The organism is Caballeronia sp. HLA56 (assembly GCF_054655155.1).
Genome location: NZ_BAAHOB010000005.1, coordinates 1,085,465 through 1,102,518, shown reverse-complemented (window position 1 = coordinate 1,102,518; position 17,054 = coordinate 1,085,465). Strand labels below are relative to the sequence as shown.

The 17,054-nt window shown below is 62.6% G+C and carries 19 protein-coding genes; 10 read left to right on the top strand and 9 right to left on the bottom strand.

The genetic code is table 11. The annotated features are described in order from the left end of the window. Positions 1-102 precede the first annotated feature (102 nt). The 5 genes from lpxK to ACYQ47_RS24730 all read left to right on the top strand — a co-directional run bounded on the left by lpxK (position 103) and on the right by ACYQ47_RS24730 (position 3,963). Entirely contained in the window at positions 103-1,119 is a 1,017-nt protein-coding gene (gene lpxK / locus ACYQ47_RS24750; RefSeq protein WP_250509448.1) for a tetraacyldisaccharide 4'-kinase, read from the top strand. After that, positions 1,100-1,306 (top strand): Trm112 family protein, encoded by a 207-nt coding sequence (locus tag ACYQ47_RS24745; RefSeq protein WP_244826149.1) that lies wholly within the window; start codon positions 1,100-1,102, stop codon positions 1,304-1,306. Before lpxK ends, ACYQ47_RS24745 begins: the two co-directional genes overlap by 20 nt. Positions 1,307-1,315: 9 nt before the next feature. Beyond that, positions 1,316-2,107, top strand: a complete 792-nt coding sequence (kdsB, locus tag ACYQ47_RS24740; RefSeq protein ID WP_244826150.1) for a 3-deoxy-manno-octulosonate cytidylyltransferase — start codon at positions 1,316-1,318, stop codon at positions 2,105-2,107. Positions 2,108-2,392: 285 nt separating this feature from the next. After that, positions 2,393-3,055 (top strand): adenylate kinase, encoded by a 663-nt coding sequence (gene adk, locus ACYQ47_RS24735; protein WP_244826151.1) that lies wholly within the window; start codon positions 2,393-2,395, stop codon positions 3,053-3,055. Between the two features lie 149 nt (positions 3,056-3,204). Further along, the gene (locus tag ACYQ47_RS24730; RefSeq protein WP_250509450.1) at positions 3,205-3,963 is read left to right on the top strand and encodes a 3-hydroxyacyl-CoA dehydrogenase; all 759 of its coding nucleotides are present in this window, start codon (positions 3,205-3,207) and stop codon (positions 3,961-3,963) included. Between the two features lie 30 nt (positions 3,964-3,993). On the opposite strand, the gene ACYQ47_RS24725 is transcribed toward ACYQ47_RS24730, so the two are convergent. Beyond that, positions 3,994-4,839 (bottom strand): SirB1 family protein, encoded by an 846-nt coding sequence (locus tag ACYQ47_RS24725; protein ID WP_244826153.1) that lies wholly within the window; start codon positions 4,837-4,839, stop codon positions 3,994-3,996. Continuing rightward, the gene (gene murJ, locus ACYQ47_RS24720) at positions 4,839-6,389 is read right to left on the bottom strand and encodes a murein biosynthesis integral membrane protein MurJ (RefSeq protein ID WP_309844240.1); all 1,551 of its coding nucleotides are present in this window, start codon (positions 6,387-6,389) and stop codon (positions 4,839-4,841) included. Before murJ ends, ACYQ47_RS24725 begins: the two co-directional genes overlap by 1 nt. 499 nt (positions 6,390-6,888) lie before the next feature. Between murJ and rpsT the strand changes: the two genes are divergently transcribed. Next, positions 6,889-7,167 (top strand): 30S ribosomal protein S20, encoded by a 279-nt coding sequence (rpsT, locus tag ACYQ47_RS24715; protein WP_244826155.1) that lies wholly within the window; start codon positions 6,889-6,891, stop codon positions 7,165-7,167. 135 nt (positions 7,168-7,302) lie between these two features. Here rpsT and ACYQ47_RS24710 read toward each other — a convergent pair whose 3' ends face one another. Beyond that, a complete protein-coding gene (locus tag ACYQ47_RS24710; protein WP_244826156.1) occupies positions 7,303-7,638 on the bottom strand; it encodes a DUF3579 domain-containing protein in 336 nt (111 codons plus the stop codon). 505 nt (positions 7,639-8,143) lie between these two features. Between ACYQ47_RS24710 and argF the strand changes: the two genes are divergently transcribed. Next, on the top strand, positions 8,144-9,073 hold the full coding sequence (gene argF / locus ACYQ47_RS24705) for an ornithine carbamoyltransferase (RefSeq protein WP_250465558.1): 930 nt from the start codon (positions 8,144-8,146) through the stop codon (positions 9,071-9,073). Between the two features lie 158 nt (positions 9,074-9,231). Here argF and murB read toward each other — a convergent pair whose 3' ends face one another. Then, positions 9,232-10,266: a UDP-N-acetylmuramate dehydrogenase gene (gene murB, locus ACYQ47_RS24700; protein ID WP_459907367.1), complete on the bottom strand. Its 1,035-nt coding sequence runs from the start codon at positions 10,264-10,266 to the stop codon at positions 9,232-9,234. A 149-nt stretch (positions 10,267-10,415) separates the two neighbouring features. Here murB and ACYQ47_RS24695 point away from each other — a divergent pair, with 149 nt between their 5' ends. Beyond that, on the top strand, positions 10,416-10,901 hold the full coding sequence (locus tag ACYQ47_RS24695) for a YajQ family cyclic di-GMP-binding protein (RefSeq protein ID WP_244826159.1): 486 nt from the start codon (positions 10,416-10,418) through the stop codon (positions 10,899-10,901). Positions 10,902-11,041: 140 nt separating this feature from the next. On the opposite strand, the gene plsY is transcribed toward ACYQ47_RS24695, so the two are convergent. The 5 genes from plsY to queG form a co-directional block, all read right to left on the bottom strand. Then, positions 11,042-11,686 carry a glycerol-3-phosphate 1-O-acyltransferase PlsY gene (gene plsY, locus ACYQ47_RS24690; protein ID WP_250492682.1) on the bottom strand — a complete coding sequence of 215 codons (645 nt, stop codon included), beginning with the start codon at positions 11,684-11,686 and terminating at the stop codon, positions 11,042-11,044. A 39-nt stretch (positions 11,687-11,725) separates the two neighbouring features. Then, positions 11,726-12,217: a Cys-tRNA(Pro) deacylase gene (gene ybaK, locus ACYQ47_RS24685; protein WP_244826161.1), complete on the bottom strand. Its 492-nt coding sequence runs from the start codon at positions 12,215-12,217 to the stop codon at positions 11,726-11,728. Positions 12,218-12,298: 81 nt separating this feature from the next. Beyond that, positions 12,299-13,225, bottom strand: coding sequence for a site-specific tyrosine recombinase XerD (gene xerD / locus ACYQ47_RS24680; RefSeq protein ID WP_244826162.1), 927 nt, complete (start codon positions 13,223-13,225; stop codon positions 12,299-12,301). Next, on the bottom strand, positions 13,222-13,698 hold the full coding sequence (locus ACYQ47_RS24675) for a methylated-DNA--[protein]-cysteine S-methyltransferase (protein WP_250465565.1): 477 nt from the start codon (positions 13,696-13,698) through the stop codon (positions 13,222-13,224). Before ACYQ47_RS24675 ends, xerD begins: the two co-directional genes overlap by 4 nt. Then, a complete protein-coding gene (gene queG, locus ACYQ47_RS24670; RefSeq protein ID WP_459907363.1) occupies positions 13,695-14,954 on the bottom strand; it encodes a tRNA epoxyqueuosine(34) reductase QueG in 1,260 nt (419 codons plus the stop codon). Before queG ends, ACYQ47_RS24675 begins: the two co-directional genes overlap by 4 nt. Positions 14,955-14,972: 18 nt before the next feature. On the opposite strand from queG, the gene tsaE reads away from it, so the two are divergent. Beyond that, positions 14,973-15,536 carry a tRNA (adenosine(37)-N6)-threonylcarbamoyltransferase complex ATPase subunit type 1 TsaE gene (tsaE, locus tag ACYQ47_RS24665; protein ID WP_244826165.1) on the top strand — a complete coding sequence of 188 codons (564 nt, stop codon included), beginning with the start codon at positions 14,973-14,975 and terminating at the stop codon, positions 15,534-15,536. Next, a complete protein-coding gene (locus ACYQ47_RS24660) occupies positions 15,518-17,053 on the top strand; it encodes an N-acetylmuramoyl-L-alanine amidase (protein WP_459907361.1) in 1,536 nt (511 codons plus the stop codon). Before tsaE ends, ACYQ47_RS24660 begins: the two co-directional genes overlap by 19 nt. Position 17,054: the final 1 nt, after the last annotated feature.

The following is a 17,054-nucleotide window of genomic DNA, read 5'->3' as shown; positions in this document are numbered from 1 at the left end:
GCCATGCATTCCGTTCAACGCTGACCGTATAGAAGGAGTTGCCGTTGCGCGCCAAGCTTCACCCGTTGACCGGCTCAAACGCCATCGTCGCGAAGGCGGACCATGTCTGACTTCAAACCGCCCATCGAAAACTTTTTCGCACGCGAATGGCGCAAGCGCGGTCCCGTTGCGTGGGCGCTCACGCCCTTCGCCTGCATCTTCGGCGCGATTGCCGCGGCGCGCCGAGCGTTCTTCGAACTCGGCTGGATCAAGCGCGTCGATGTCGGCGTGCCGGTGGTCGTCGTCGGCAACGTGACGGTCGGTGGCACGGGCAAGACGCCGACGGTCATCGCGCTCGTCGAGGCTCTGCGCGCGGCAGGGCATCAGCCGGGCGTCGTTTCGCGCGGATACGGCGCGAAGATCGCGAAGCCGACGAGCGTCGCGCCGACTTCGGCCGCCGCGCAAGTCGGCGACGAGCCGCTGCTGATCGCGCGCCGCACTCACGCGCCGGTCTTCGTGTGCCCGGATCGCGTGGCGGCGGCGCGTGCGCTGGTCGAGGCGCATCCCGAAGTCGATGTCATCGTGTCCGACGACGGCCTGCAGCACTATCGGCTCGCGCGCGTGTTCGAGCTCGTCGTATTCGACGACCGCCTCGGCGGCAACGGCTTCCTGCTGCCCGCCGGCCCGTTGCGCGAACCGATGTCGCGCCATCGCGACGCGACGCTCATCAACAGTCCCTACGACCGCACCTTGCCGCCGTGGCCCAACACCTTTGCGCTCGAACTCGAATCGGGCGATGCCTGGCTGCTCGACGATCCATCGGTGCGCCGACCGCTCGCGCAGTTCGCAGGCGAGAAAGTGGTCGCCGCCGCGGGCATCGGTTCGCCCGAGCGTTTCTTCGCGACCTTGCGCGCCGCCGGCATCACGCCTGGCACGCGCGCGTTCCCCGATCACTATTCGTATCGCGAGAATCCTTTCGAGGACGTGAAAGCCGACGCCATCCTGATCACCGAGAAGGATGCAGTAAAATTTGGGGCCTGGCGTGATGCGCGCATCTGGGTCGTTCCCGTGCAAGCCGTGCTCAGGCCTCGCCTCATCGCTCTAGTTGTGGAGAAACTCCGTGGACGCACGTCTGCTTGAAATCCTCGTCTGCCCGATCTGCAAGGGTCCGCTCACCTATGACCGCGCGGCGCAGGAACTCGTCTGCAGCGCGGACAAACTTGCTTATCCCATTCGCGACGGCATTCCCGTGATGCTCGTCGACGAAGCGCGTCAAACGGTGGAAGGCACGCCGGTCGAGCCGTTGAAGCCGGTTGGCGGCGCGTAAGGTCCGATCATGTCCGTGCCGTTCATCGCCGTCGTTCCGGCGCGTCTTGCTTCCACGCGGCTGCCGAACAAACCGCTCGCCGACATCGGCGGCAAGCCGATGGTCGTGCGCGTCGCCGAACGCGCGCGTGAGTCCGGCGCGAGCCAGGTGATCGTCGCAACCGACTCCGACCGCGTGGTCGAGGCTTCGCGCGATCACGGCATCGAAGTGATGCTCACGCGCTCGGATCACCCCACCGGCACCGACCGTCTCGCCGAAGTGGCGACGCGTCTGAACTGGCCCGACGACGCCATCGTCGTGAACGTTCAGGGCGACGAGCCGCTCATCGACCCGCAACTCGTGCGCGATGTCGCCGCGCATCTCGCGGCGCATCCCGAATGCGCAATCGCCACGGCCGCGCATCCCATTCACGATCCCGCCGACGTGTTCAATCCGAATGTCGTGAAAGTCGTGCTCGATGCGAAGAGCGTCGCGCTCTACTTCTCGCGTGCGCCCATTCCCTGGACGCGCGACGCGTGGCAATCGCATTGGCCGGACGTCGCCGCGCTTTCGGCGCTGCCCGCGGTGCCCGAAAACGTGCTGCGGCATATTGGCCTGTATGCGTATCGCGCGAAGTTTCTGCGCGAGTTTCCAAACCTCGCGCAAGCGCCCATCGAAGCCGCCGAGGCGCTCGAACAACTGCGCGCGTTGTGGCATGGCGAGCGCATCGCGGTGCGCGTCACGCATGAAACACCTGCACCGGGCGTCGATACACCCGCCGATCTCGCGCGCGTCCAGGCGCTCTTTTCCAGCGCCGGCTGAAAGCTCGCACAACCCGTGTATACCCCCGCCAAACGCTTGCGCGGCGGGAATCACAGCGATTTCTATCGCCGTTATTACGGCCGCGTTCGTAATGAGCCGTGGCATAATCAAGCGATTGCGCGAGCCTTCCGGTCAGCGCCACGCTCAACGTTGCGCCGCTGTCCGCGGGTGCCGCGCCGACTTTCGAATCGGCTGCGCGCTCTGTCGTCGACGCCGCGCGAGCCTGGCCACCGGATGCAGATTCAGACTCGCCGCGCGGTTTCTAGACGATTCGGAGATATCACCATGCGTTTGATCCTGTTGGGCGCACCCGGCGCGGGCAAGGGCACCCAGGCAAACTTCATCAAGGAAAAGTTCGGCATTCCGCAGATCTCGACCGGCGACATGTTGCGCGCGGCCGTGAAGGCGGGCTCGCCGCTCGGCGTCGAGGCCAAGGGCTATATGGACGCGGGCGAGCTCGTGCCGGACACGCTCATCATCAATCTCGTAAAGGAGCGGCTGCTCGCGGACGACTGCAAGAACGGCTATCTGTTCGACGGTTTCCCGCGCACCATTCCGCAAGCGGAAGCCATGAAGAACGCGGCTGTCGTAATCGACTACGTGCTGGAAATCGACGTGCCGTTCGACGAGATCATCACGCGTATGAGCGGGCGTCGCGTCCACGCGGCGTCGGGCCGCACGTATCACGTCAAGTTCAATCCGCCGAAGAACGACATGACGGACGACGTCACCGGCGAGCCGCTGATCCAGCGCGACGACGACAAGGAAGAAACCGTGAAGAAGCGGCTCGACGTGTATGAAGCGCAGACCAAGCCGCTCATTGCGTATTACAACGACTGGGCGAAGCGCGGTGAAACGAACGGGCTGAAGGCGCCGGAGTATCGCAAGATTTCCGGGCTCGGCGCGGTCGATGAAATCCGCACGCGCGTGTTCGATGCTTTGAAGTAACTTGCCCGCGTCACGGAAAACCCGCTCTTCGCCGAGCGGGTTTTTTTACGCCTTCAAACTTCTCGCCAAGCTAAAACGGCGAGCCATAAAATCGAACGGCCTCACGAGGGCCGCGAATGCAGCACTTCCTCATATCAAGGAGAAGAGACATGGAGATACAAGGCAACGTTTTTCTGATCACCGGCGGCGCGTCCGGCCTGGGTGAGGCCACCGCGCGGCTCGTCGCCGGGCTAGGCGGAACGGTCGTCATCGCGGACATGAACGAAGCGGCGGGCGCCGCGCTGGCGAAGGAGTTGTCCGGCGAGTTCGTCAAATGCGATGTCAGTCAGGAGAGCGACGGCCAGCGCGCCATCGAAGCCGCCACGCAACGCGGCACTCTGCGTGGACTGGTGAACTGCGCGGGCATCGCGCCGGCATCGAAGACGGTGGGCCGCGACGGGCCGCATCCGCTCGATCTGTTCAGCAAGGTCATCGCGGTTAATCTCATCGGCACGTTCAACATGATTCGGCTCGCGGCCGAGGTCATGTCGAAGAACGCGCCCAACGAAACGGGCGAACGCGGGGTGATCGTGAATACGGCGTCGGTCGCGGCGTTCGACGGGCAAATGGGTCAGGCGGCCTATGCCGCGTCCAAGAGCGGCGTGGCCGGCATGACGTTGCCCATCGCGCGCGATTTGTCGAGAAACGGTATCCGCGTGATGACCATCGCGCCTGGTCTCTTCGAAACGCCGATGCTGCTCGGCATGCCGCAAGACGTACAGGACGCGCTCGGCGCCATGGTTCCGTTCCCGCCGCGTCTTGGCAAGCCGAACGAATACGCGCTGCTCGTCAAACAGATCTTCGATAACCCGATGCTCAACGGCGAAGTCATCCGTCTCGACGGCGCAATTCGCATGCAGCCGAAGTAAGCAAAAAAACGGCGGATTGCTCCGCCGTTCTTAGTCGCCGTCGTGCTGCGTGCGCTGCCTCAGTTCATGCAGCTCGGTTTCGACGACGGTTGCATCTTCCGCATCGGGACGATCTTCCAGATAACGCTGCAGATCTTCGAGCGCCGGACGCAGATAATCGAGCCGCGCGTAGGCAAAACCACGATCGCGCACTTCCTCGATACTTCCCGGCAACACGATGACGAGCCGCTGCTGCACGGCGAGCAAGCGCTGCCAGCGCTCCGTCTGCAAGTAGATGCTTTTCAGATTGCGCAGCATGCGCGCGACGATCTCGCGGCGCGTCGCGGGCTGCAACAACACGCGCAACGCGCTGCCAATGGATTCGCCCACGCGCTGCACGTACGGCTCCAGCATTTCGACCATCTGCGCTTCGGAAAGCGTCTGGCCGGTGGTCGGATCGAGCATGAGATCGTGATCGGGCGTCGAGACACGCAGCAGGAAATGCCCGGGAAACGACACGCCGCGCACGGGCAGACCGAGCTGATCGGCCATTTCCAGATAGATCACCGCAAGCGAAATCGGAATGCCGCGACGCCGTCGCAACACCACGTTCAGATGGCTGTTGTCCGGGTCGTAGTAATCGTTGAGGTTGCTCGAGAAACCCAGTTCGCGGAAGAAATAACGATTGAGCGCCTCGACCTTTTGCTTCATGTCCGCGTCGTCGGGCATGCGGCGGCGCGCCCGCACGACGAGTTCGTCGATCTCCGCGAGCACCGCTTGCATGTCGAGATCGGGATACGCGTCCTGCGCAAGCGACAAAGCCGCTTCCGTGAGCGGAAGACTCTCGTCGTCCGCCACGAGCGAAGTGAAGTAATCGAGGATACGCGTTGTCGTCATCAAAGCGTTCGTCTCTTGAAATAGGCGTATTTGAAGCCCATCGCCGCCAGAATACCGAAATATAACGCGGCGAACACGACAAGGCTCGCACCCAGCAACGCGATCCGGGTGAACGGCGTTGCGCGCATGGCGATCCAGTCGAAGTTGCCAGCGACCCAGTGCATGGTTCCAGCCAGCACGAGGCATGCCCCGATCATCTGCACGAAGAATAGCAGCCAGCCGGGCGACGGCTTATAGATCTGCCGGCGCCGCAAGCCGATGAACAACAGCAGTGCGTTCGCGAGCGCGCCGAGGCCGATAGAGAGCGTAAGACCCGCGTGCGAGAAGATCGGCACGAAGATGTAGTTGCTCACCTGCGTCATGATGAGCACGCCAATGGCGATCTTCACCGGCGTCTTGATGTCCTGCTTCGCGTAGAAACCCGGCGCCAGGATCTTGATGAGGATCAGCCCGATCAGCCCGATGCCATACGCCGACAACGCGCGGCCGACCATCACGACGGAATGGCTGTCGAACTTGCCGTAGTGAAAGAGCGTCGCGGTGAGCGGTTCGGCGAAGAAGAACAATGCGACCGCGCTCGGCGCCGCGAGCAGAAAGGTGATGCGCAAACCCCAGTCGAGCAGCGCGGAATACTCGTCGTTGTTGGCATCGACGTGGGCTTTCGAGAGACTCGGCAGCAGGATCGTGCCGAGCGCCGCGCCGAGGAGCGCGGTGGGAAACTCCATCAGCCGGTCGGCGTAGTTGATCCATGACACCGCGCCCTGCCCGATATTCGACGCGATATTCGTGTTGATGATGAGGCTCAGTTGTCCGACCGACACCGCGAACGTGGCGGGCACCATCTTCAGCAGCACGCGCTTCACGCCCGGATGCCGCAGCGCCTGCAAGAAGTTGAGCCCGATGCGCGGCGCCATGTCGATCTTCCGCAGCCCCGGAAACTGCACGAGGAACTGCAACGCGCCACCCGCGATCACCGCGTAGGCCAGCGCGTACACCGGCACTTTCAGATGCGGCGCGACGAACACCGCCGCGAAAATGAACGACACGTTCAGGAGCACCGGCGCGAACGCGGGCAACGAGAACTGCTTGTACGTATTGAGCACGCCCGAGGCGAGCGTCGTCAGCGAGATAAAGATGATGTACGGGAACATGATCCGCGTCATCTCAACGGCAAGGACGTACGCCTGACCATCGTGCTTCAGGCCGGACGCGACCGCGAAGACGACCCAGCTCGCGCCGGCCATGCCGACGAGCGACAGCACGACGAGGCCCCAGGTGAGCACGGTGGACATGGCATCGACGAGCGCCTTGGTCGGATCGTGACCTTGACTGTTCTTGAACTCGGCGAGGATAGGAACGAACGCCTGCGCGAACGCGCCTTCCGCGGACAGACGCCGCAGCAGGTTCGGTATGCGGAACGCGACATAGAACGCGTCGGTGTAGAGACTGGCGCCGAAGGCACGGGCGATCAGCGTTTCGCGGATCAGGCCGGTCACGCGCGACAAAAGCGTGAAGCCGCTGACCGTCAGGAGGGCTCGGAATAGATTCATGGGGCGCTTATTATACGGGGCGTGCGCGATGCGCTTCGGATCGCGGCGGCCGCATCGGCGTTCGCGCACGTCACTTTGACCCATTGCATCGAATTTGCGGCGCAATGGCGTCAGAGCGAGGCTTTTCTTGTCACATCTCGTATTTGCTTGCTATAATCGCGGGTTTCGAAGCTCGGCTTTCGCGCACTGCTACAATCCACGCAGTCGTGACGCACTTACAGTTCGCACAGTTCGACGCTTCATGTCATTTCTTGCCTAACAGGCAAGGGAGGCAAGGGAGACACGTGGAAATGGCATAGAGTCGACAGCAAGATTCACGCTGTCAGGCCAAGTTTCAAGGCTCCCGGGCAATCGTTCCCGGGAATTCCGATCATAGGCAGTGCGTTAAGAATCGCCCTCTCGTGCTCATGTCGAGCGCTCCCGGCAAGGCGCCGGAGTCATCGAGACAAGGGTAACGCGCTCCAGACAAGTAACAGCAGAAACAGGATAAGGAACCGTCATGGCAAATACCGCACAAGCTCGCAAGCGCGCCCGTCAGGGTGCCAAAGCCAACTCGCACAACTCGGCGCTGCGCTCGAAGTTCCGCACGGCCATCAAGGCAGTTCGCAAGGCGATCGACGCCGGCGACCAAGCCAAGGCAGCCGAATTGTTCAAGTCGTCGGTCAAGACGATCGACATCATCGCGGACAAGAAGATCGTCCACAAGAACAAGGCTGCTCGTCATAAGAGCCGCCTGGCCGCAGCCATCAAGGGCTTGCAGGCCCCCGCTGCCCAGTAATTCCGGCTTGCTTCCGGAAAACGCGCGCATGCAATGCTTTGCCGCAGTTGACTGGAAGCAGCTTCCTGTTTCCGCTGCGCAGTAAAGAAAAAGCCCGCAAACGCGGGCTTTTTTTCGTCGGTCCACAAGCGCTGATTAACGCTTCTGCTGAGTCTGCGTGCCGTGATGCGGCGGCAGTTCGCACGCCTCGGTCACGACCAGATCGTTGTCCTTCGCGAAGTTCAGCACGAAGTCGAAAGCCATTGGCTCGATGTCGCGCAGGCGCGAGTCGAGAATGACGACCTTGATGTCCCCGATGATGGTCGGCCGCACATAGATGGAATATTGCAGGCGCGCGTTCGGCCCTTTCTTCCCCGGCCCAAAAGCCGACATCACTCCGCACAGGCGCTCGGACCAGTCGCTTGGCCGAAACGTGCGCCCGCTCTTGGTGATGCCTTGTATGAAGTACTCGGTAGGGGATGATTCAGCCATGTAGCATTACCTTTTGACAGCCGGTGATGCACACCGGCGAACGCGCCGACCGGACGCGGAAACCACGAGCCCTGCATTGGCAGGCACTAGCGGCTCTGAACGCGGCAGTCACAGAAAATTCCCGACTTGGCCACGCCCGCACCCTGAAGACGGACTCGACTGCACTGTTGAATCCAGACACGCAAGGGGTAACACGAGCGGCTCTTGCGAGCCTTCGTACACATACGCGTGAAACGGTGCTGAATGTTGCAGAGCGGTTGAAACGAGCGAGCGCAATTATACAGCAGCGACCCTTCTTCCGCAGCGCACCAATGCTTGCAAGCGCCTTGCAAGGCCGTCCAGAAGCCTTCTGGAGAAAGCGATCAGCTCCTCGGTAGCCTCGTCAAACATCGCAAAATCCTTTATGCTCGAACGCGATACCACTCCCGACGGCGGCGCCGTCCGGTCTTTTCGATGCCGCTTCGCGCATCGGCGGGCACCGGGTCGAAGCCGCCGCTTGCGTTTCATGACCGCCAAAAAAATTCGCCATTATCTTCAGTTCAAGGATTTTTCACTCGACGACTACGAGTACGTGCTCGAACGCGCGCGCATTCTGAAGCGCAAATTCAAGAACTACGAGACTTATCATCCGCTGCACGACCGCACGCTCGCGATGATCTTCGAGAAGAATTCGACGCGCACGCGCCTTTCCTTCGAGGCGGGCATCTTCCAGCTAGGCGGCCACGCGGTGTTCCTCAATACGCGCGACACGCAGCTCGGGCGCGGCGAGCCGGTAGAGGACGCGGCGCAGGTCATCTCGCGCATGGTGGACATCATCATGATCCGCACGTTCGGGCAGGAGATCATCGAGCGCTTTGCGGAAAATTCGCGCGTGCCGGTCATCAACGGGCTGACCAACGAGTATCACCCGTGTCAGGTGCTCGCGGACATTTTCACGTACTACGAACAACGCGGGCCGATTCACGGCAAGACGGTCGCGTGGGTCGGCGACGCGAACAACATGCTCTACACGTGGATAGAAGCCGCGCAGATTCTGGGCTTCAAATTGCGCCTCTCGACGCCGCCCGGCTACACGCTCGATCACGCACTGGTTTCTGAAGACAGCAAGCCGTTCTACGAAGCATTCGAAGACCCGAACGAAGCGTGCGCGGGCGCCGATCTCGTCACCACCGATGTCTGGACCAGCATGGGCTTCGAGGCGGAAAACGAAGCGCGCAAGGCGGCCTTCGCGGACTGGTGCGTCGATAGCGAGATGATGTCGCGCGCCAACCCGGATGCGCTCTTCATGCACTGCTTGCCGGCGCATCGCGGTGAGGAAGTGAGCGCCGAAGTGATCGACGGCCCGCAAAGCGTCGTGTGGGACGAAGCGGAAAACCGTCTGCATGTGCAGAAAGCGTTGATGGAGTTTTTGCTGCTGGGCAAGCTCAATCACTGACTTGCTGTCGGGAAGGGCGGGGTTCGAATCGAAGTGCCGCCCTTCTTCGCGGCGTTGTCAGGGTCCGGTCACGCGCGCGTGGCTGACCTGATCGCGGTCAACGCGACCGCATGCCGCCAACGTCGGCCCTCGACGCACGAACCCGACGCTCATCGGTTTCACAAGCAAACCGGCTCCATCTCCAGTTCGACGTCGAAGCGCGCGAGCACGTCGCGCTTGATCGCTTCGGCGAGTTCGAGCACTTGCGCGCCGGTCGCATCGCCACGATTCACGAGCACGAGCGCCTGCCGGTCATGCACCGCCGCGCCACCGACGCCACGCCCCTTCCACCCGCACTGGTCGATCAGCCAACCCGCGGCCAGCTTCACCGCTCCGTCCGGCTGACGATACGACACGACGCCGGGTTCGCGCACGCGCAATGCATCGAACGCTTCCGCACTCACCACCGGATTCTTGAAGAAGCTGCCCGCGTTGCCGAGCACGGTCCAGTCCGGCAATTTGGCGCGGCGCACGGCGACGACGGCATCGAAGATGGCTCGTGCATCGTGGCTGGATGCGCCTTCCAGCGCCCGCGCGACATCCGCGTAGTCTGCGCGCGGCTGCCACGCCTTCGGCAGCCGGAACACCACCGACGTGATCAGAAAACGCCCGCGCCCTGCCCGCTTGAAGAAACTGTCGCGATAGCCGAACGCGCATTCAGCCCGGTCGAAACGGGCGTGCGCGCCAGTCGCGAGTTCCACCGCGTGCAGCCGTTCGAAGCGCTCGCCCATTTCCAGGCCATACGCGCCGATGTTCTGGATAGGCGCCGCGCCGACCGTTCCGGGAATGAGCGCGAGGTTTTCGAGGCCCGGCATGCCTTGCGCAAGCGTCCACGCGACGAACTCGTGCCAGCTCTCGCCCGCGCCCGCTTCGACGAGCCAGGCGTCGTCGTCTTCGTGGATCACGCGCTTGCCACGGATGCCGACGATCAGCGCGACGCCGTCGAATTCGCGCGTCAGCACGACATTGCTGCCGCCGCCGAGCACGAACTGCTGCATGTTGGCGATGCGCGCATCGGCGGCGAGCGAGATCGCGGCATCGACGCTATCGACGTGCATGGCGTGACGCGCTCGCACGTCGAAGCCGAACGTGTTGTGCGCTCGCAGCGAATAGTCGTCGAGCAACGGTGGCGGCGTGAAGGAAGCGTGGGACATGACAGGGAAAAACCGCGTGGCGAACCGGGAGAATCGGCGCAACCTTGGGGAACCGCAGGCGCGTCGGTAGAATGACGTCAGGTCTGTGATTATAGCGATTGCGCGAGCCGCGCCCGCTGCGCGCTCGCCTCATTGAAGGGGAAAACAAGATGCCATCGTTTGACGTCGTCAGCGAAGCAAACATGATCGAAGTGAAGAACGCGATCGAACAATCGAACAAGGAAATCTCGACGCGTTTCGACTTCAAGGGTTCGGATTCTCGCGTCGAACAGAAGGAGCGCGACCTCACGCTCTACGCCGACGACGATTTCAAGCTCGGCCAGGTCAAGGACGTGCTGGTCGGCAAGCTGGCCAAGCGCGGCGTCGACGTGCGTTTTCTCGACTATGGCAAGCAGGAAAAGATCGGCGGCGACAAGCTCAAGCAGGTCGTGACCATCAAGAAAGGCGTGTCGGGCGATCTGGCGAAGAAGGTCGTGAAAATCGTGAAGGACAGCAAGATCAAGGTGCAGGCGAGCATTCAGGGCGACGCGGTGCGCATACAAGGCACGAAGCGCGACGACCTGCAAAGCACCATCGCGCTGCTCAAGAAGGAAGTCACGGACACGCCGCTCGACTTCAACAACTTCCGCGACTGAGGTTTTCACCTTTAGCAAGCGGGCCAACGGCGCACTGCAGGACTTTCCCGCAGCGCCATGCAGCGCACGCAAAAACGCCGTTCCGCATGCCTGTGGAACGGCGTTTTGTTTGGTAGGCCGAGAGTTGCGCCGGTCCGCGCTCAGTCCGCCTCGCTCGCCGCTTGCGCCGCTTTTTTCTTGTCGCCGATACGGCTCTCCTGCCCCGCCAGCAACTTCGAAATATTGGCCCGATGCCGCCAGACGAGCAGCGCGCTCATTGCCAGCACGGCGAGCGAGATGCGGCTCGGCCCGAACAGGAACACCTGAAAAAACGGTGCGAAGACCGCCGCGACGAGCGCCGCGAGCGACGAATAGCGAAAGAAGAACGCGATGATCAGCCAGGTCAGCAAGGTAGCCGCCCCGAGCGCCGGATGAATGGCGAGCAGCACGCCCGCCGCCGTCGCGACGCCCTTGCCGCCCTGAAACTTGAAGAAGATCGGGTACAAATGCCCGAGAAAAACCGCGATGGCCGACAGCGCGATCGCGCTCGCGAGCCCGGCCGGATCGAGCCCCCAGCCCGCGCCGAAGTGCACGACGACCCACACGGGCAGCCAGCCTTTGAACGCATCGCCGATCAGCGTGAGGATGGCCGCTTTCTTGTTGCCGGTGCGCAGCACGTTGGTCGCGCCGGGATTGCCCGAGCCGTACGAACGGGGATCGGCGAGTCCCATCGACTTGCTGACGACGACGGCGAATGAAATCGAGCCGATCAGATAGGACACGACGGCGACGATCAGAGGAATCATGTTGGCTCTTTCTTTGACGTGGCGAATGCGGTCAGCATTCTAATCGACGCTCGCGCACTGCACGGGCTTCGCGTTGAGCAAGCCGGTGAGCACCGCCGGATCGAGACTGACGAGATAGCCGCGCCGGCCGCCGTTCAGATAGATGATGTCGAGTTCGAGAATGCTCGATTCGACAAACACGGGCATTGCCTTCTTCGTGCCGAACGGCGACGTGCCGCCCACGAGATAGCCCGAATGCCGGTTCGCCACTTCGGGCTTGCATGGCTCGATGCGCTTCGCGCCCGTCTGCCGCGCGAGGTTCTTGGTCGACACCGTGCGGTCGCCATGCATGAGCACGATGAGCGGCTTCGCGTTCTCGTCTTCCATCACGAGTGTCTTGACGACGCGATGCTCGTCCACGCCGAGTTGCCGCGCGGACTCCTCCGTGCCGCCGTGCTCGACATAATCGTAGGGATGCTCGCCGAACTCGACCTTGTTACGGCGCAGAAACTGCGTCGCCGGGGTTTCGGAGACATGTTTGGTTTTCGACATGGAGGCATTGTAGCGGCGCGGCTTCATGCTCACCATCGGCTGAACGGCCAATGCAGCGGCACGATCGTTCTGGCGAACAAGTCAACCGCGCGGGTGATGCTCCCGATGCAGCTTTTGCAAGCGCTCGCGCGCGACGTGCGTATAGATCTGCGTGGTCGAGATATCGGAGTGACCTAGCAGAAGCTGCACGACGCGCAAATCCGCGCCGTGATTGAGCAGATGCGTCGCGAACGCGTGACGCAGCGTGTGCGGCGAAAGCGGCGCCTGCACGCCGCCGTTCAGCGCATGACGCTTGATGATGTTCCAGAACTGCTGCCGCGTCATGCCCTCGCCGCGCGAGGTGACGAAGAGCGCATCCGCGGCGCGCGCGCCTAGCAACGCGGGACGCGATTCACGCAGATAACGCATCAGCCACTCGTGCGCTTGTTCGCCGAAGGGCACGAGGCGTTCCTTCGAGCCCTTGCCCATCACGCGCACCACGCCTTCGTTCAGGCCGACGGCCACCGTCTTCAAGGTGACGAGTTCGGTGACGCGCAGGCCGCTCGCATACATCAGTTCGAGCATGGTGCGGTCGCGCAGACCGAGTGGCGTTTCGATGTCCGGCGCGCCGAGCAGCGCTTCGACTTGCGCTTCGTTGAGCGTCGATGGAAAGCGCGGCGGCTGCTTCGCCGAGCGCAGCTTCAAGGTTGGATCGACCGTCGCGCGATGCTCGCGCAACGCCCAGCCGTAATATCGGCGGAACACGGACAGACGCCGGTTCGCGGAGGTCGCCTTGTCGCCACGGCGCGCGGCCATGTAGCCGTTCAAGTCGCTTTCACTCGCCGTGTCGATGGACCCGCCGCGCGTCTTCGCGAGCCATTCGGCGAAGAGCTTCAGGTCGCGGCGATACGCTTCGAGCGAATTCTTGGCGAGCCCGTGTTCGAGCCAGAGCGCGTCGCAAAAGAGATCGATCGAGTCCGAACTCGCGATCAGTTCCGGCGTCGGCAGTTCCTCGGCGATTGCGCTCATGCGATCGATACACCCTCATGCGCCAGCAACCAGCGCTTCACGTCACGAAAAAAGCCATCGCCGGGCGTATGCGCGAAGCCGCCTATCCCGCTCGATGAAACCACCCGGTGGCACGGTATCACGATCGGCAGCGGATTGGAGCCGCACGCTTGCCCGACCGCGCGCGGCACGCTGCCGACTTCGCGCGCGAGCTGGCCGTAGGTCCACACTTGTCCCGCCGCGATGCCAGAAATGCCCTTCCACACGCGCTCTTGAAACGCCGTGCCGCCGGTGCCGAGCGGCAGATCGAAACGCATGGCGGGTTGCTCGAAATATTGGCGAATCTGTGCGATGGCTTGTTGCACGAGCGGCTTGTCCGACTCGATGCTTTCGACCTCGGCCGAAAGATAGACGATCTCGCGCACGGCGCGCTCGTCGGCGCGAATGCCGACTTTGCCGAAGGGCGCGTCGATCACTGCATCGAAATGCTTCATGCCGGCCTCGCTATTTCGTCTGGCGCCGCGCGCTGCGCGAGCGCCCATTGCACATGCTCGCGAACCAGCGCGGAAGGATCGTCCATGCGCGCCTGCAACGCTTGCACGATACGCTCGCGCTCCACGCTTTCGAGCGACGCGCGCAGTGCATTGCCCATCGCCACCGCGATATTGCGCAGCCATCGCTCGTGTCCGATACGCCGGATCGCGCTGCCCTGCATGCGCGTGTCGAAGTCCTCGGCGCTCCACGCAAACAACTCGACGAGCGTGGAACGATCGAGCCCATGCCGCACATCGAAGTCCGCGACCGGAGCGGCCTCCGCGAACTTGTTCCACGGACACACGAGCTGACAATCGTCGCACCCGTACACGCGATTGCCGATCAAAGGCCGCATCTCCTCGGGAATACTGCCTTGCAGTTCTATCGTCAGATACGAAATGCAGCGCCGCGCATCCACTCGATACGGCGCCACGATCGCGCCAGTCGGACATGCGCCGATACAGCGCGTGCACTGCCCGCAATGGGCGCCGTCCGTCTCGGGATGCGGGTCGACGGGCAATGCAATATCGACGTAAATCTCGCCGATGAAAAAGAGCGAACCGGCATCGCGATCGAGCAGCAACGTATGCTTGCCACGCCAGCCGACGCTTGCTTTTTGCGCCAGCGCGACTTCGAGAACCGGCGCGGAGTCCGTGAACGCGCGATGCCCGAACGGCCCGATGGCAGCTTCGATGCGCTCGGCCAGTTGCTGCAGCCGGTTGCGCATGACCTTGTGATAATCGCGGCCGCGCGCGTAGATCGAGACCATCGCCTGCGATGGATCGCTCAGGCGCGACCATTCGACGGCGCGCCAGTCGTTCTTCTGACCATCGGCTGTCGCGACACTTTCAGCGCCCTTGTGCTCGAGCGTCGCGCCAGGCAGATAAGCCATGCGCGCCGTGATGACCCGTCGCGTGCCGGCCACAAGCTCGGTGGGCCTTGCGCGTTTCATCCCATGTTTGGCCATATAATCCATCTCGCCGTGATAGCCTGCTTCAAGCCAACTGGCAAGGCCTTCCTCGGCATCCGTCAGGTCGGTATCGCCGATACCAACCGCACCGAATCCCAACTCGCGCCCCCACGTCTTGATGCGTAGCGCGAGTTCCGCCAGCGCGGCCTCATCGCCTAGTTCGACGTGATGCAAGGCGCGCGACTCATCGGCGGCGTCGCTGGACGCGGTCGTGATTTCAACGGAATGTTCCGGCAATCGGTTCATCACGACATTTTACGAGCAATGCCCGAAAGCCCTGTACGAACGACGCCTGATTTTCCTTCCGCGCTCCTCGAACGCCGCTTCGATCTGCGCGACGAAGCGGCAACGCTCGCCTTCGGGGAACGCTTTGCACGCGCCATCGACGAGACGCGCAAGCAAACCTCGGCCGAACGTTTTTCGGGCTTGCAGGTCCAGTTGATCGGTGACTTGGGCGCGGGCAAGACCACGCTCGTGCGCGCGACCTTGCGCGCGCTCGGTCATGCGGGCCGCGTGAAGAGTCCGACTTACACGCTCGTCGAGCCCTATTCGCTCGACACGCCAGGCGGGCCGCTCGATGTCTATCACTTCGATCTCTACCGCTTCGCCGATCCCGCCGAATGGGCCGATGCCGGCTTTCGCGAGTATTTCGATCGCGGCGCGGTGTGCCTCATCGAATGGCCGCAGCAAGCAGGCGGACTGCTCGGCGTGCCGGACCTCGTGTTCGAACTTGCCTTGCCCGACGAGAGCCGTGAAGTCGAAGAAGGCCGCGTGCTGAATGCGCGGGCGTTTAGCGAAACAGGAAAGACATGTCTCGAAAGATGCTGATCAAGCCGTTTCATTCGATCGAATCAGGTGCGAGCGCGCCGCACAACTGGCGGCGGCGTCAGGTGCTGCGCGCGGGCGCATCGACGCTTGCGCTTGCGCTCGTCGCACCGAAGCTCGCGCACGCGAGTTCCGTGCTCGGCGTGCGCGTTTGGCCCGCGCGCGATTACACGCGCGTGACCATCGAATCCGACCAGCCGCTCACGAACAGCAATCAGACGCTGCAAGGCCCGGACAGACTCGTCGTGGATCTGAACGGCATCGATCTGGATCAGTCGCTGCGCGATCTCGTCTCGAAGATCACGCCGAACGATCCGCAGATTCAATCGGTGCGCGTCGGTCAGTACCAGCCGCATGTCGTGCGCATGGTGTTTGACCTCAAGGGTTCGGTGAAGCCGCAGGTCTTCACGCTAGGGCCAATTGGCAGCTACAAGTATCGGCTCGTGTTCGATCTTTACCCGGCCGTCGCGCCCGATCCGCTGATGGAACTGCTCGCGCAGTCCGAGCACAAGCAGGAGGCCTTCGACCGCGCCAATCCGAATCCTTCCGCGCCGCCGCCCGCCACGCTTTCGGGGCCGGCCACGCCGCAGAAATCGCTCTCGCAGGATTCGACCGACGAGTTTTTCCAGAAGTACGCTCAGGGCGATGCCCCGGACAACACTGCGTCGGTGGCGCCGAAGCCCGCGCCTGTGCCTGCGCCATCCGTGCCGAAGCCGTCGCGCGTCGTGCCGCCCGTGATCGCGAAGAAGGATGACGACGACAGCGACCAATACACGTTCTCGCAGCCCAAGCAGGATCGCTCGGGGACGACGCGCCTTCTGACTGTGGCCATCGATCCGGGTCACGGTGGCGAAGATCCCGGCGCCATCGGCGGCGCGGGGACGTATGAGAAGCACATTGCGCTCGATATCGCGAAGAAGCTGCGCGCGAAGATCGACGCGCAACCCAACATGCGCGCCATGATGACGCGTGATGCCGATTTCTTCGTGCCACTCAATGTGCGTGTGCAGAAGGCGCAGCGTGTCGGCGCCGATCTATTCGTGTCGATTCATGCGGACGCGTTTACCGAGTCTTCGGCGCGTGGTTCTTCCGTTTTCGCGTTGTCGGAACATGGTGCGTCGAGCGCGGCGGCGCGGTGGATGGCCGCCAAGGAGAATTCGTCGGATCAGGTCGGTGGCATCAACGTGAAATCGCAAGACGCTAGCGTGAATCGCGCGCTTTTCGACATGTCCACTACGGCGCAGATTCGCGATTCCATGCGGTATGGGAGTTTCGTGCTGAATGAAATCGGGGGCATTAACAAACTGCACAAGGGGTCGGTCGAACAGGCAGGGTTTGCCGTGCTCAAGGCACCGGATATTCCCTCGATTCTCGTCGAAACCGCGTTTATCAGTAACCCGGATGAGGAGACTCGCCTTAACGATGATGCCTATCGGGACAAGATGGCTAGCGCCATTATGAAAGGCATCAGGCGGTATTTTGCTGCTAATCCGCCTTTGGCTAAGAGTCGCATGACTTGAA

Excerpts from the sequence above, each read along its gene's own strand:
- lpxK (WP_250509448.1), top strand. The coding sequence starts at position 103 with ATGTCTGACTTCAAACCGCCCATCGAAAACTTTTTCGCACGCGAATGG.
- kdsB (WP_244826150.1), top strand. The coding sequence starts at position 1,316 with ATGTCCGTGCCGTTCATCGCCGTCGTTCCGGCGCGTCTTGCTTCCACG.
- adk (WP_244826151.1), top strand. The coding sequence starts at position 2,393 with ATGCGTTTGATCCTGTTGGGCGCACCCGGCGCGGGCAAGGGCACCCAG.
- ACYQ47_RS24730 (WP_250509450.1), top strand. The coding sequence starts at position 3,205 with ATGGAGATACAAGGCAACGTTTTTCTGATCACCGGCGGCGCGTCCGGC.
- ACYQ47_RS24725 (WP_244826153.1), bottom strand. The coding sequence starts at position 4,839 with ATGACGACAACGCGTATCCTCGATTACTTCACTTCGCTCGTGGCGGAC.
- murJ (WP_309844240.1), bottom strand. The coding sequence starts at position 6,389 with ATGAATCTATTCCGAGCCCTCCTGACGGTCAGCGGCTTCACGCTTTTG.
- rpsT (WP_244826155.1), top strand. The coding sequence starts at position 6,889 with ATGGCAAATACCGCACAAGCTCGCAAGCGCGCCCGTCAGGGTGCCAAA.
- ACYQ47_RS24710 (WP_244826156.1), bottom strand. The coding sequence starts at position 7,638 with ATGGCTGAATCATCCCCTACCGAGTACTTCATACAAGGCATCACCAAG.
- argF (WP_250465558.1), top strand. The coding sequence starts at position 8,144 with ATGACCGCCAAAAAAATTCGCCATTATCTTCAGTTCAAGGATTTTTCA.
- murB (WP_459907367.1), bottom strand. The coding sequence starts at position 10,266 with ATGTCCCACGCTTCCTTCACGCCGCCACCGTTGCTCGACGACTATTCG.
- ACYQ47_RS24695 (WP_244826159.1), top strand. The coding sequence starts at position 10,416 with ATGCCATCGTTTGACGTCGTCAGCGAAGCAAACATGATCGAAGTGAAG.
- plsY (WP_250492682.1), bottom strand. The coding sequence starts at position 11,686 with ATGATTCCTCTGATCGTCGCCGTCGTGTCCTATCTGATCGGCTCGATT.
- ybaK (WP_244826161.1), bottom strand. The coding sequence starts at position 12,217 with ATGTCGAAAACCAAACATGTCTCCGAAACCCCGGCGACGCAGTTTCTG.
- xerD (WP_244826162.1), bottom strand. The coding sequence starts at position 13,225 with ATGAGCGCAATCGCCGAGGAACTGCCGACGCCGGAACTGATCGCGAGT.
- ACYQ47_RS24675 (WP_250465565.1), bottom strand. The coding sequence starts at position 13,698 with ATGAAGCATTTCGATGCAGTGATCGACGCGCCCTTCGGCAAAGTCGGC.
- queG (WP_459907363.1), bottom strand. The coding sequence starts at position 14,954 with ATGAACCGATTGCCGGAACATTCCGTTGAAATCACGACCGCGTCCAGC.
- tsaE (WP_244826165.1), top strand. The coding sequence starts at position 14,973 with ATGCCCGAAAGCCCTGTACGAACGACGCCTGATTTTCCTTCCGCGCTC.
- ACYQ47_RS24660 (WP_459907361.1), top strand. The coding sequence starts at position 15,518 with ATGTCTCGAAAGATGCTGATCAAGCCGTTTCATTCGATCGAATCAGGT.